14 protein-coding genes and 1 pseudogene are annotated in these 12,992 nt (G+C 55.7%); 9 read left to right on the top strand and 6 right to left on the bottom strand.

Going from position 1 to position 12,992, the window contains the following annotated elements; genetic code table 11:
* Positions 1 to 44: 44 nt before the first annotated feature.
* From KMP13_RS13410 to KMP13_RS13400, 3 genes are all read right to left on the bottom strand, one after another.
* Positions 45 to 554 carry a hypothetical protein gene (locus tag KMP13_RS13410; RefSeq protein ID WP_215266345.1) on the bottom strand — a complete coding sequence of 170 codons (510 nt, stop codon included), beginning with the start codon at positions 552 to 554 and terminating at the stop codon, positions 45 to 47.
* Entirely contained in the window at positions 554 to 1,747 is a 1,194-nt protein-coding gene (sucC, locus tag KMP13_RS13405) for an ADP-forming succinate--CoA ligase subunit beta (protein ID WP_215266344.1), read from the bottom strand. The genes KMP13_RS13410 and sucC overlap by 1 nt, the downstream gene beginning before the upstream one ends.
* 245 nt (positions 1,748 to 1,992) lie before the next feature.
* Complete coding sequence (locus KMP13_RS13400) at positions 1,993 to 2,406, bottom strand: DUF4345 domain-containing protein (RefSeq protein ID WP_215266343.1); 414 nt, start codon at positions 2,404 to 2,406, stop codon at positions 1,993 to 1,995.
* Between the two features lie 126 nt (positions 2,407 to 2,532).
* On the opposite strand from KMP13_RS13400, the gene KMP13_RS13395 reads away from it, so the two are divergent.
* Positions 2,533 to 3,066 carry a TetR/AcrR family transcriptional regulator gene (locus KMP13_RS13395; RefSeq protein ID WP_215266342.1) on the top strand — a complete coding sequence of 178 codons (534 nt, stop codon included), beginning with the start codon at positions 2,533 to 2,535 and terminating at the stop codon, positions 3,064 to 3,066.
* 89 nt (positions 3,067 to 3,155) lie between these two features.
* Here KMP13_RS13395 and mdh read toward each other — a convergent pair whose 3' ends face one another.
* Positions 3,156 to 4,118 carry a malate dehydrogenase gene (gene mdh, locus KMP13_RS13390; protein ID WP_215266341.1) on the bottom strand — a complete coding sequence of 321 codons (963 nt, stop codon included), beginning with the start codon at positions 4,116 to 4,118 and terminating at the stop codon, positions 3,156 to 3,158.
* Between the two features lie 560 nt (positions 4,119 to 4,678).
* On the bottom strand, positions 4,679 to 4,999 hold the full coding sequence (locus KMP13_RS13385; protein ID WP_215266340.1) for a hypothetical protein: 321 nt from the start codon (positions 4,997 to 4,999) through the stop codon (positions 4,679 to 4,681).
* Positions 5,000 to 5,335: 336 nt separating this feature from the next.
* Between KMP13_RS13385 and KMP13_RS13380 the strand changes: the two genes are divergently transcribed.
* The 8 genes from KMP13_RS13380 (at position 5,336) to KMP13_RS13345 (ending at position 11,765) form a co-directional block, all read left to right on the top strand.
* Positions 5,336 to 6,190 (top strand): HpcH/HpaI aldolase/citrate lyase family protein, encoded by an 855-nt coding sequence (locus tag KMP13_RS13380; protein WP_215266339.1) that lies wholly within the window; start codon positions 5,336 to 5,338, stop codon positions 6,188 to 6,190.
* Positions 6,191 to 6,224: 34 nt separating this feature from the next.
* Positions 6,225 to 6,773 carry an NnrU family protein gene (locus KMP13_RS13375; protein ID WP_215266338.1) on the top strand — a complete coding sequence of 183 codons (549 nt, stop codon included), beginning with the start codon at positions 6,225 to 6,227 and terminating at the stop codon, positions 6,771 to 6,773.
* Between the two features lie 4 nt (positions 6,774 to 6,777).
* Positions 6,778 to 6,981 (top strand): DUF1737 domain-containing protein, encoded by a 204-nt coding sequence (locus KMP13_RS13370; RefSeq protein WP_215266337.1) that lies wholly within the window; start codon positions 6,778 to 6,780, stop codon positions 6,979 to 6,981.
* Positions 6,981 to 8,012, top strand: coding sequence for a MaoC family dehydratase (locus tag KMP13_RS13365; protein ID WP_215266336.1), 1,032 nt, complete (start codon positions 6,981 to 6,983; stop codon positions 8,010 to 8,012). The genes KMP13_RS13370 and KMP13_RS13365 overlap by 1 nt, the downstream gene beginning before the upstream one ends.
* 360 nt (positions 8,013 to 8,372) lie before the next feature.
* A complete protein-coding gene (sdhC, locus tag KMP13_RS13360; RefSeq protein WP_215266335.1) occupies positions 8,373 to 8,756 on the top strand; it encodes a succinate dehydrogenase, cytochrome b556 subunit in 384 nt (127 codons plus the stop codon).
* Positions 8,757 to 8,767: 11 nt separating this feature from the next.
* A complete protein-coding gene (gene sdhD, locus KMP13_RS13355) occupies positions 8,768 to 9,139 on the top strand; it encodes a succinate dehydrogenase, hydrophobic membrane anchor protein (protein ID WP_215266334.1) in 372 nt (123 codons plus the stop codon).
* Positions 9,140 to 9,164: 25 nt separating this feature from the next.
* Positions 9,165 to 10,973 carry a succinate dehydrogenase flavoprotein subunit gene (sdhA, locus tag KMP13_RS13350; protein WP_215266333.1) on the top strand — a complete coding sequence of 603 codons (1,809 nt, stop codon included), beginning with the start codon at positions 9,165 to 9,167 and terminating at the stop codon, positions 10,971 to 10,973.
* A 12-nt stretch (positions 10,974 to 10,985) separates the two neighbouring features.
* On the top strand, positions 10,986 to 11,765 hold the full coding sequence (locus tag KMP13_RS13345) for a succinate dehydrogenase iron-sulfur subunit (protein WP_215266332.1): 780 nt from the start codon (positions 10,986 to 10,988) through the stop codon (positions 11,763 to 11,765).
* A 114-nt stretch (positions 11,766 to 11,879) separates the two neighbouring features.
* Here KMP13_RS13345 and KMP13_RS13340 read toward each other — a convergent pair.
* Positions 11,880 to 12,818, bottom strand: a pseudogene (locus KMP13_RS13340) (DDE-type integrase/transposase/recombinase); the annotation flags it as partial.
* Positions 12,819 to 12,992: the final 174 nt, after the last annotated feature.

Genomic DNA, 12,992 nt, shown 5'->3' with positions numbered 1-12,992 from the left:
TCTATTGAATGTCCCGGTTTAGCGAGAAACCCTGTGTTCAAGTGTCAAGAAAAGAGCGCCAACGGGACCTTGCTCAGCCATGAAAAAGAAGGCTTCCAGCTGCAACTTGCGGCCGTCACTTTCAAATTCCGCCCTCTTTCCTTCGATGAAGCGATCTGGATCGTCATCGAATTTTGCGGGCCAAGAAAGGTTGGTTTTGACCCTTGACTTGCTACTCTTGTCAATCGCTTGAACTTTTTGACGACGTCGCTTGCTGTGAGGTCTTTCGACGTCACATAGCGGGTGAAGCGGCCGGTTCCAGAGCTTCCCAATTCATATCTCGGAGTTCCTCTAAGGCCCTTTGCCTGCCCTTTGGCATCAAAATACGCGAAGACATCTCCTGCGTATTTCGCGGCCAAAGCAACCTCGCCCGCATCCGATCCATTGCTTATGGCAAGCACAGGTTTCGACAGACAAGCCTGTTCGAAAATCTCTGCTGCACGGTCAGAGAGACCCTTCGCATGCGCAGAGGTCGTTGCCAAAAGCAAGGAAAGAAGTGCGACGGTCGCCTTCATTAACCCTTAACCGCCTTCACGATTTTCTCGGCACCGTCAGACAGGTTGTCTGCTGCGATGACGTCCAGGCCCGAGTTGTTGATGATCTCTTTGCCGAGCTCAACATTGGTGCCTTCCAGACGCACAACCAGCGGCACTTCCAGACCAACTTCTTTCACAGCCGCAATCACACCTTCCGCGATCACGTCGCAGCGCATGATGCCACCAAAGATGTTGACCAGGATGCCTTTGACGTTGGGGTCAGAGGTGATGATCTTGAACGCTTCCGTCACTTTCTCTTTGGTCGCACCGCCACCAACATCGAGGAAGTTCGCAGGCTCAGCACCATAGAGTTTGATGATGTCCATTGTGGCCATCGCCAGACCAGCGCCGTTCACCATGCAGCCGATTTCACCGTCGAGCGTGATGTAGTTCAGGTCGTATTTCGACGCTTCCAGCTCTTTGGGGTCTTCTTCGGATTCGTCGCGCAGGGCAGCGACATCGGCGTGGCGGTAAACCGCGTTGCCGTCAAAGCCCAGCTTGGCGTCCAGAACCTTGAGCGAACCTTCGTCGGTCACGATCAGCGGGTTGATCTCCAGCATCTCCATGTCCTTCTCAACGAAGGCTTTGTACAAGAGACCCATCAGCTTGACGCATTCTTTCACCTGTGTGCCTTCGAGGCCCAAGGAGAACGCGATGCGACGGCCGTGGTAGGCTTGGTATCCGGTTGCCGGATCAACAGAGAAAGACAGGATCTTCTCAGGGGTGCTTTCGGCAACCTCTTCGATGTCCATGCCGCCCTCGGTGGAGCATACGAACGAAACGCGCGAGGTGACACGGTCCACCAGCAGCGCGAGATACAGCTCGGTCTGGATACCTGCACCGGATTCGATGTAGATGCGGTTGACCTGCTTGCCTGCAGGACCGGTCTGATGCGTGACCAGGGTGCGGCCCAGCATCTTCTTGGCTTCTTCAGCGGCTTCTTCAACCGACTTGGTGAGGCGTACACCGCCCTTTTCGCCTGCGTCAGCTTCCTTAAAGGAGCCTTTGCCGCGACCGCCCGCGTGGATCTGGGCTTTTACAACCCAAAGAGGGCCGTCCAGCTGGCCTGCTGCGGTTTTGGCGTCTTCTGCTTTCAGTACAGCGCGACCTTCTGATACTGGTGCGCCATAGCTCTTCAAAAGGGCCTTGGCCTGATATTCATGGATGTTCATGAGAAACTGTCCCGTCTGGCTACAATTGTCCGTTGTTATTGAGCCCAGATACACCTTTGGGTTAAAGGTTTATTTGACGGGGAGCGCAGAAATATCGAAGATTTTTTGATTTTGTGATCACGCTATTTCGGGGTGTGATCACAAGTGCCGAGCCCTTGGCGCTAACATGATTCGTGCTGCGTCCGGCTGAGCGCAACACAAAGACTATTGGCACTGTCAAAAGGTATCCACAATATTTGCGAACTTTATGCGACAGTGGCCTGGTGATTTAGCTGAACTGCGCCGCACCGCATGGCAAATACCAGCGCAATAAGTCCCAAGATCCATTCCAAAACGATGATGGTCAGCAATGTACCGGTTGCAGGGCCATCAAATCCGATGCTGACAAGGCGCCCCAAACCATATCCCAGGTAAGTGAGGGCCGAAAGGCCAAGTGCAGGGCGTAACTCTTGCGCAAAAAGTGCTGACCAGAACGCATAGAGTCCGATCAACAGCAATAGTGCTCCACCCGACCGTAAATCGGATCGCAATAACGTCATATCCGGCAAACCCGCTCCTGACCCGTGATAGAGCACGTCCGGAGCAAATGATAAGGCTGATCCAACGGCTACAAGAACGGCCGCAGACACTATTAGAAAGATATTCTCAAGTTTTGGCATAATTAGCCTCCGTTGACACGATGTAAGATTTGCAGAAAAAACCTTACACCGTGTCAAATATAATTTTACACTATGTCAAATAAGCTCGAGCAAACACGTTTACACCTTCTTGAAACGGTGATTTCCTTGCTGTTGCATCCCGATCAATCGGCGCTTCGCATGATTGATGTGGCCAAGGCCGCGGGTGTCACCCGGCAAACTGTCGATGCCCATTTTTCCAATCGGACCGACATGCTGATTGCAGCAGTCCGGCACTTTGGTGATACGTTGGATGTCGACGCACGCCTCGCAGCCAGTCGGGAGGCCGATACCGGTAAACTGCGGATTGAAGCATTTACGGTCGCAATGTTGGAATTCTTCCCCGTGATCTATCCCATTCAGCAGGCGCTTATGCGCATGGGCCCCGTCGATAGTGAGGCCAAGGCCGCTTGGGAAAACAGAACCCACGCGATGAAAGAGGGCTGCGCCGCAGCCATTGGTGCTCTGGATGAGGACGGGGATTTGGCCAGTGGCATGAGGCAGGCTCAGGCAACGGATTACTACTTTGCTTTGCTCAATATGGACAATTGGGCCAATTGTGTTCTTCAAGGCGCGTGGAGTGCCGAAGGTTATTTGCAACAGCTACAGAAAACCGTTTTTGCGGCATTGGTGCGCATCTAACACCAACGGTTTTCGAAAAGGCGGAGCAGCCAAAAACAAAGAAGGACGCCACAACGGGCGCCCTTCAAAATCTTGTTCGTCGGTCAAACTTATGCCAGCGAACCGTCGATGCCTTTGCACGCATCCATCAGGCCTTTTACAGCGTTGACAGAGTTGCCGAACATGTCCTGCTCTTCTTTTGTCAGGGTGATGTTGACAACTTTTTCGATGCCGCCGGCCCCGATCACGGTGGGCACGCCCACATACATGTCTTTCACACCCAGCTCGCCGTCACAGAAGGCCGCACAGGGCAGGACGCGCTTTTGGTCTTTCAGGTAGGCTTCGGCCATTTCGATGCCTGCGGTAGCAGGTGCATAGAACGCAGAACCGGTTTTCAGCAGACCAACGATTTCAGCGCCGCCATCACGTGTGCGCTGCAGGATCGCGTCCAGCTTCTCTTGTGTGGTCCAGCCCATTTTCACCAGATCCGGCAGCGGTATGCCTGCAACGGTGGAATAACGTACCGACGGAACCATTGTATCGCCGTGGCCGCCCAGAACGAATGCGGTAACGTCTTTCATGGAGACTTCGAATTCGTCTGCCAGGAAGTGGCGGAAACGTGCGGAATCCAGAACACCTGCCATGCCGCAGACTTTGTTTGTGGGCAGGCCAGAGAATTTCTGCAGCGCCCAGACCATCGCGTCCAGCGGGTTGGTGATGCAGATTACAAACGCATCAGGCGCGTTGTCGCGGATGCCTTCACCAACGGATTTCATCACTTTGAGGTTGATGCCCAGCAGGTCATCACGGCTCATGCCGGGTTTGCGGGGAACGCCTGCTGTCACGATGCAGACATCTGCGCCTGCGATATCGGCGTAATCCTGAGTGCCTTTCAGCGTGGCGTCAAAGCCTTCTGATGGACCGGATTCTGCGATGTCGAGGGCTTTGCCTTCTGGGGTGCCTTCTGCGATGTCAAACAGAACAACGTCGCCAAGTTCTTTCAGGGCTGCGAGGTGTGCCAGGGTGCCGCCGATTTGGCCTGCGCCGATAAGGGCAATTTTGGGTCGAGCCATTGGAATGTATCTCCGGTCCGGTTGAAAATCATAGGATGCCTACGGTTTAACGCCGAGTGGCGCAAGTGTTCAGCCACGTTCAATCGTAATCAAACCCTACTGAGTTTCATGCTCGCAGGTGCAAAATAATCTGCAAATAAGGCGCTTTTCGGCCCGTGGATGTTTTTGCGGTGGGCTCGGATTTTTTGCGGAACCGGTGTTTCTACGGATGAATTCCCGATCATTTTTCAAACTGTTCCGGTCTGTTTCAGGGGGCTACCATCTACCGCGTGCCGCGATTCTATGTTATGTGATTACAAAAAAGTAGCGCAGGTTTGCATCCATGCGCGTGCAGCACTTGCACTGCTTGGGCCTGCGTTACTTCGGCGCAATTTCGCACATGATCGACCCCGCGCGATGATGAATCAGAAGGTCAATCTACTCACCGGGCGGGGCTGTTCTTTGGCTGTTTGACGGTCGCACATAACGGCGATGTCGGTCATACACACAGGAAAAGCCCGCATGGCAGTTAAATGGTATTCGCTGGGCCAGCATCAAAACGCCCCAAATGGGTCGAAATCTCAGGCGTCTTGTTCCGGGTCCGGGACAACTTCAGCCAATGTCTCAAACGACTGGCCAGAGGCCACTAGGCAGGTCACGCCAGTTGGCATTGTCACGGTGATGGTCCAGGTGCCGGTATCTTCTGAGGCAAATGTCTCCATCACGGTGCCTTGTTGGCCGATGCCGATACTTTTGCGGCTTTCGCCGTATTTATCGGCCAATCGTTGCACGACAACTTCACGCGGTGCGCAGTTGCGACTGGCCGTCTGGGCTTGAACAACGGGCGCAGTCAAAACGGTGCTGACCAGCGCGGCGATGACAGTCATAGTCGTCTTCTTCATGGGTTTTACCCTTTCCGGAACGGCCGCCCGCAAAAGTGCATTCCACGCCCCCATAACGCTCTGCAAACTGGCCGGTTTGACGATAAGGCAGGTTTTCCTGCCAACGGATCCGCCTGCACGTGGTCGATGCAATGAACTCGGTCCCGTATGAAAACTGTCTCAGGAAGACCCTGCAAACTGGTTAACGCAGCGCGCGCACCCCCAAGTTTGACATTTTCGACACGGAATATGACCGGTATTTGCACAGTTTTTCTGCAGCGCAGAAGAATTACTGTTGAAATCATATTTCTAAAACGATAGCAATCTGGCAATTTTATGACTCATCGGGAGATATTCATGGCTTTGCGCAACCGTCCGTACCGTTCCGTTCTCTATATCCCCGGCTCCAAACCCCGGGCGCTGGACAAGGCCCGCGGCCTGCCTGTGGATGCCATTATCTTTGACCTCGAAGACGCTGTGTCCTTGGAAGAAAAGGAAAATGCCCGCCAAACCCTAGCCCAGGCCTTGGAAGAGGGCGGCTATGGCGCGCGGGTGAAAATCGTGCGCATCAACGGGCTCGACACCGAATGGGGCCGCGCCGATGCTGCAGCCGCCGCCAAGATGGGTTGTGACGCGGTGCTCCTGCCCAAGGTCGACCGCGCGGCGGAATTGGATGCACTTGCGGAAATTACGGGCGATATTCCCCTGTGGGCGATGATGGAGACCCCGCGCGGCATGTTGAACGCGGTTGAAATCGCGGCGCACCCCAAGCTCGAAGGGCTGGTGATGGGCACCAATGACCTCGCCAAAGAGTTGCAGACCCGCTTCCGCTCCGACCGCCTGCCGCTGATGGGTGGCCTCAATATGTGTCTTCTCGCTGCCAAGGCCGAGGGTAAGATCATCGTCGATGGGGTCTATAACGCCTTCAAGGATGCCGAAGGTCTGGCCGTCGAATGCGATCAGGGCCGCGATATGGGTATGGATGGCAAAACCCTGATCCACCCGGCGCAGGTCGATATGGCCAACGCCTCCTTTGCCCCGTCTGATGCGGAAATTGATCTGGCCCGTCGCCAAATCGCTGCTTTTGAAGAGGCCGAGGCAGTCGGGCAGGGCGTTGCCGTTGTGGATGGTAAAATCGTCGAAAACCTCCATGTGGCAACAGCCCGCGAAATTCTCGCCAAAGCGGATGCAATCGCAGCGCTAGAGGCCTAAGTGTTTAGCAGATTTACATTCTGCGGAGACTGACATGGCACTTCTTGTCTTAGGCATCCTGCTCTGGTGGGCAGCCCATTTGTTCAAACGTCTGGCCCCGGCCAAACGCGCCGCCCTTGGTGAAAAGGGCAAGGGCCCTATTGCACTGGCGCTGTTTGCCAGCATCATTTTGATGATCTGGGGCTATAAAACGGCGGACGTTTACGACCTGGCCGCGCCCAATGCCGCGCTTAAAGGCATCAATAACTTGCTGGTTCTGGTGGCTTTTTACATGATGAGCCCGGCCCCCAAGAAAGGCGCGCTTCTTAACGGACTGCGTCATCCGATGCTGATGGGGCTGGGCCTTTGGGCTGTGGCGCATCTGTTGGTGAATTGGGACGTGGCTTCCTTTGCCCTGTTTGGCTCGATGCTGGTCTGGACCGTGGTCGAGATCAAAGTGATCAACCGCGCCGAACAGGAATGGACACCGGGGCCCAAGGGCACCTTGGCCAAGGACGCTATGTTCTTTGGCGCTTCAATTGTGCTGGTGGGCGCGGTCGGCTATGTGCACGGCCTCGTTGGTCCATCGCCTTTTGGAGGATAACACTATGAAACTTTACCGTTTTTTGAGCGAAGACGATACGTCTGCCTTCTGCCACAAAGTCACCGACGCCCTGAACAAGGGCTGGGAGCTGCACGGCGACCCCGCCTATGCGTTTGACGCCGCCAAAGGCATCATGCGCTGTGGGCAATCCGTGGTGAAGGAGGTTGAGGGCGCATATACCCCTGACACCAAATTGGGAGAGCACTAATGGCAAAGACCAACTCTGGCCGTTTTTTCGAAGATTACACAGTGGGCGACGTGATTAAACACGCGGTGCCCCGCACCGTGTCCGGGGGCGAGCGCGCGCTTTATCATGCGCTCTACCCGGCGCGCCACGCGCTGTATTCTTCGGATGAATTTGCGGCCTTGGTTGGTCTGCCCCGTGCGCCACTGGATGATCTGGCGGCGTTTCACATCGTCTTTGGCAAGACGGTGCCCGATGTCTCGCTGAACGCAGTTGCCAATCTTGGCTATGGCGAAGGGCGCTGGCTGCTGCCGGTCTATGAAGGTGACACGCTGCGCTCGGAATCTGAGGTGATCGGCGTCAAGCAGAACTCCAACGGTAAATCCGGCGTCGTCTATGTGCGCACGCGCGGCCTGAACCAGAACGATGACGTGGTCATGGAATACGTCCGCTGGGTCATGGTGCGCAAACGGGATTTGGCGGCAGCTGCCCCGGACACCGTCATTCCCGAACTGTCCAAAGTGATCGACCCCGCCGATCTGGTGATCCTAACCGGGCTAGATTTCAGCAATTACGATTTCACACTTGCAGGCGAACCCCATCGTTGGGGGGACTACGAGATTGGCGAAACGATCGATCACGTTGATGGCGTCACCGTGGAAGAAGCCGAGCACATGCTGGCCACGCGCCTGTGGCAAAACACGGCCAAGGTTCATTTCGACACCACCGCCCGCCCCGATGGCACCCGGCTGATCTATGGCGGCCATGTGATTTCAATGGCGCGCGCCCTGTCCTTTAATGGTCTGGCCAATGCGCAGATGATCGTGGGTCTGAACGGCGGCGCACACGCCAACCCTTGTCTGTCCGGCACCACCATCCGCGCCTGGTCCGAGGTTCTGGACAAGGCGGAAACCGCCGCCCCCGGCGTGGGTGCGATCCGTCTGCGACTGGTTGCGATCTCTGGTGGTGAGGCATTTGCGCTCAAAGGCGAGGACGGAAAATACCGCCCCGAGGTTCTGCTGGATCTCGACTACTGGGCCTTGATGCCGCTCTGACCGGGATCATTCTTTGTATATGATGTGGTACCTGAACTGGTTCAGCCGCGACCGCCCATACGGCGCGCCCTGTCATCCGGGCGCGTTGTTTGTTTCTGGCACGACCGCCAATTTTTGCGCGCTGCTGTTGCAATGGATTAATCTTTTTCGAATTACCTAGATGCAACGCAACGCAGAATTGTTTCATGTCCAACAAAAACAGTCAGAAAATATTTGTGATCACTTAATATGTTGCCGTGATCACAATCTCATTTTTTTAGCGCCAACAGCCATGCTGCAGCGCAAAATTTACCCGACCTTAGCGTGACAGCGGGCAAAAATCCGGTAAAACGAGCACAGCTAACCGGAAAGGAGCCACCTATGGCCGATGTGAATCGGGGCAACCGCCCTCTGTCGCCCCATTTGACAATCTATCGCCCGCAAATGACGTCAGGTTCGTCAATCATGGTCCGCATCACAGCGATTGCTTCGCTGGTTCTGGCGGTTCTGTTTGTTTGGTGGCTGGTCGCCGCTGCAACCTCTGAAACCGCCTTTGCTGGCATCGACGGATTTGTGCGCAGCTGGTTTGGAGACCTGATCATGTTGGGCGGCACCTGGGCCCTGTGGTATCACATGCTGGGCCGTCTGCGCCATGTCATGTGGGACTTTGGATACGGGCTCGACGTCGACTTTTCCGAAAAACTGGGTCTGCTGATGTTCATCGTCGCAACCGGCCTGACCGTCGTCACAATCGTTGCGGTATAAAGGAGCGATCCATGCGTTATTTGACCGATCGTAAACGCGCCCACGGCCTTGGTGCTGGCGGCAGCGGTACACATCACCACTGGCAGATGATGGTCAGCTCCATCCTGCTGGTCCCTCTGGTTCCCCTGTTCATCTTTACCCTCGGCGCCGGTATCGGTGGCACGTTCGAAGAGGTGCAAGCCTACTTCAGCCGCCCCTTCCCAGCGATCGTTATGGGGCTGAGCCTGGTCGTGATCACACTTCACCTGATGAACGAGGCGAAGGTCGCGATCGAAGACTACATGCACGGCACGGCCGAAAAACTGGCCTTGGTTGCCGTTGGCGCCTTTGCTTACACCCTGATTGCCGCGGGTTTGTTTGCCCTCGTCAAACTCGCCCTTTAATGCGCGCGACAAGGAACAAGAAACGATGACAGCAGCATATGAATATGAAACCCACGAATACGACGTCGTTGTCGTAGGCGCAGGTGGTGCGGGTCTGCGTGCGACGCTTGGCATGGCAGAACAGGGTCTGCGGACCGCCTGTATCTCCAAAGTGTTCCCGACCCGCTCGCACACAGTTGCAGCACAGGGCGGCATCGCGGCCTCTCTGTCCAACATGGGTCCGGATAACTGGCAGTGGCACATGTATGACACCGTCAAAGGCTCTGACTGGTTGGGTGATACGGATGCGATGGAATACCTCGCCCGTGAAGCCCCCAAAGCGGTTTACGAGCTGGAGCACTACGGCGTGCCGTTTTCGCGGACCGAAGAGGGCAAGATCTACCAGCGTCCCTTTGGCGGCCACACCACCGAATTTGGTGAAGGTCCCCCCGTTCAGCGGACCTGTGCAGCAGCCGACCGGACCGGTCACGCGATCCTGCACACCCTGTATGGTCAGTCGCTGAAGAACAACGCGGAATTCTATATCGAGTATTTCGCCATTGACCTGATCATGTCGGATGACGGTCAATGTCAGGGTGTTGTCTGCTGGAAGCTGGACGACGGCACCATGCATGTCTTCAACGCCAAGATGGTGGTGCTGGCAACCGGTGGTTACGGGCGCGCCTATTTCTCGGCAACCTCGGCTCACACCTGCACCGGCGACGGTGGCGGCATGGTGGCCCGCGCGGGTCTTGCGCTGCAGGATATGGAATTCGTTCAGTTCCACCCAACCGGCATCTACGGGTCCGGTTGTCTGATCACCGAAGGTGCACGCGGCGAAGGTGGTTATCTGACCAACTCCGAAGGCGAACGCTTCATGGAACGTTACGCGCCAAACTACAAAGACCTGGCGCCGCGTGACTATGTTTCGCGTTCGATGACCATGGAAATCCGCGAGGGACGCGGCGTGGGCGAGGGCGGTGATCACATTCACCTGAACCTCAGCCACTTGCCTGCCGACGCGCTGGCGGAACGTCTGCCGGGTATCTCTGAATCGGCCAAGATTTTTGCCGGTGTTGACGTCACCAAAGAGCCGATCCCGGTTCTGCCGACCGTTCACTACAATATGGGCGGTATCCCGACCAACTATTGGGGTGAGGTTCTGAACCCAACTGCGGAAGATCCAAACGCCGTTGTTCCTGGTCTGATGGCGGCTGGCGAAGCGGGCTGTGCGTCTGTGCACGGTGCCAACCGTCTGGGCTCGAACTCCTTGATCGACCTTGTGGTCTTTGGCCGCGCGGCTTCGATCCGAGCGGGTAAAGTGGTCGACAAAGATGCGTCCAACCCAGTTCTGAGCCAGTCTTCCATCGACAAGGCGTTTGATCGTTTCGACGCGCTGCGCAATGCAAATGGTTCGATGGCAACTGCAGATCTGCGTCTGGAAATGCAAAAGACCATGCAGTCTGATGCAGCCGTGTTCCGCACCGACAAAACCCTGAAAGAGGGTGTCGAGAAAATGACCGCGATCGCGGCCAAGATGGACGACCTCAAGGTTACCGATCGCTCGCTGGTCTGGAACTCTGACCTGATGGAAACCCTGGAACTCGACAACTTGATGCCTAACGCTTTGGCGACAATCGTTGGCGCGGAAGCGCGTAAAGAATCCCGTGGCGCCCACGCGCATGAGGATTACAGCACTCGCGACGATGAGAATTGGCGCATCCACTCGGTGACCCGCGTGGACGGCAACAAGGTAGACCTGAGCTTCCGCCCGGTGGTTCTGGATCCGCTGACATCTGAGGACGAAGGCGGCATCTCGCTGGCCAAAATCGCGCCCAAGGCGCGGACATTCTAAGGAGATACAGATATGGTTGAATTTGCACTCCCGAAGAATTCCCGCATCACCACGGGTAAAACCTGGCCAAAGCCGGAAGGGGCCACCAACGTACGGAAGTTCCAGATTTATCGCTGGAACCCGGATGATGGCAAAAACCCCAGCTTGGACACATACTTCCTGGATATGGACAAATGTGGTCCGATGATCCTGGACGCGCTGATCAAGATCAAGAATGAGATTGATCCAACCCTGACCTTCCGCCGCTCCTGCCGCGAAGGGATCTGTGGGTCCTGTGCGATGAATATCGACGGCATCAATACGCTGGCCTGTATCTATGGTCTGGATGAGGTTGAGGGCGACGTGAAGATCTATCCGCTGCCACACATGTCGGTGGTCAAGGATCTGATCCCGGATCTGACGCATTTCTACGCGCAGCACGCCTCGATCATGCCGTGGTTGGAGACCAAGACCAACCGTCCGGCTAAAGAGTGGAAACAGTCCATTGAGGACCGTAAGAAACTAGACGGCCTGTATGAATGTGTGATGTGCGCCAGCTGCTCGACCTCTTGCCCGAGCTACTGGTGGAACAGTGATCGCTACCTGGGGCCCGCGGCCTTGCTGCATGCCTATCGCTGGATCATCGACAGCCGTGATGAGGCAACCGGTGAGCGTCTGGACGAATTGGAAGATCCGTTCAAACTGTATCGCTGCCACACCATCATGAACTGCGCCAAGACCTGCCCCAAAGGCCTGAACCCTGCCAAGGCGATTGCCAACATCAAGCAGATGATGGTCGAACGCTCCGTTTAAGAACGGATTTTCAAAGACTTAAAGGACCTCGCGCTAGAGATGGTGCGGGGTTTTGCCTTTGGGTCGTGGTTTCCCCGGTAATTCCCCATTTTTAATGGGGCTCAGCCGTTCGATTCACGCGGCTGTTTTCAGCTTCATAGCGGGTGTCATGCCGCCGATGCCCATGTTGGCGCGCTCGTTGTTGTAAGTCCAGAGCCGTTCGGTTGCCTGATCCTATGCCTCCTCGATTGTTTCGAAGATGTATTGTCCCAACCATTCGTCCCACTGCACGGCAGTCGAAATGAAGGTTCGATGAGAGGCGCGAACGGTGCGATTGTAGCGCTCGATATAGGCGTTCTGTTGCGGCTTGCCTGGTTGGATATGTTCGAGGCGAACGCCATGCTTTTCAGCCCATTCCATCAGCTTCCCGCTGATGTATTCGGGGCCATTGTCGACCCGTATCGTCTGCGGTTTACCCCGCCATTCAATGATCTGGTTCAAGCTGCGCACGACCCGCTCGGCGGGCAACGAGAAGTCCACTTCAATGCACAGACCTTTGCGATTAAAGTCATCAAGCACGTTTAATGTCCGGATCGAACGGCCATCTGCAAGCTGATCCGCCATAAAATCCATCGACCACGTGTCGTTTGGCAGGCCTGGGACCGCCAACGGTTCAGGCTTGTCACGCTTGAGGCGCTTCTTGGGCTTGATCCGCAGGTTCAGCTCCAGTTCACAGTAGATCCGCTTCTCGGCAGATTGCTGCACAATCGCCTGTCAGCCAATGGGTAGACACGCTTGTGGTTCCAGCCATAGCCTTGAACGTTGCGCAGATACAAAGAAACACAACCCAAAACCCCAGGAGCGCTTGTTTGCCTCTTCTCGGGCATTTTCAATGCCCTGCCAGGCAACGGCAAGACGTTCAAGCCAGTCAGAAATCTCTTCGTTCTCATCGCTCAGCACTGGGCTGTAGCGATAACACGTCTCACAGATTTGGAATGTGCGGCTGGCCAACGCAATGCTGACCCCATGCCGCGCGACCGCATTCATGGCCATCTCTCGTCTCCGTCCCTCTCGGGACATTGCAGGGCAATGCCCTGCCGGGCAGTGGACGGTCTTAACGCTTTTTTCCTTAAGCTTCCTTCAGCAAAGCATTCTGCATGCTCATCTTGACCTGAGCCCCTAAAACTCCTCCAGATTAGTGTAGAGTCCGCCCAACAAAAGGACGGACAAATGAAGGCACGATTCACG

Source organism: Epibacterium ulvae (assembly GCF_018678075.1).
GTDB classification, from domain to species: domain Bacteria; phylum Pseudomonadota; class Alphaproteobacteria; order Rhodobacterales; family Rhodobacteraceae; genus Epibacterium; species Epibacterium ulvae_A.
The sequence above is the reverse complement of the archived record's forward strand: the minus strand, read 5'-3'. Positions and strand labels throughout refer to the sequence as shown.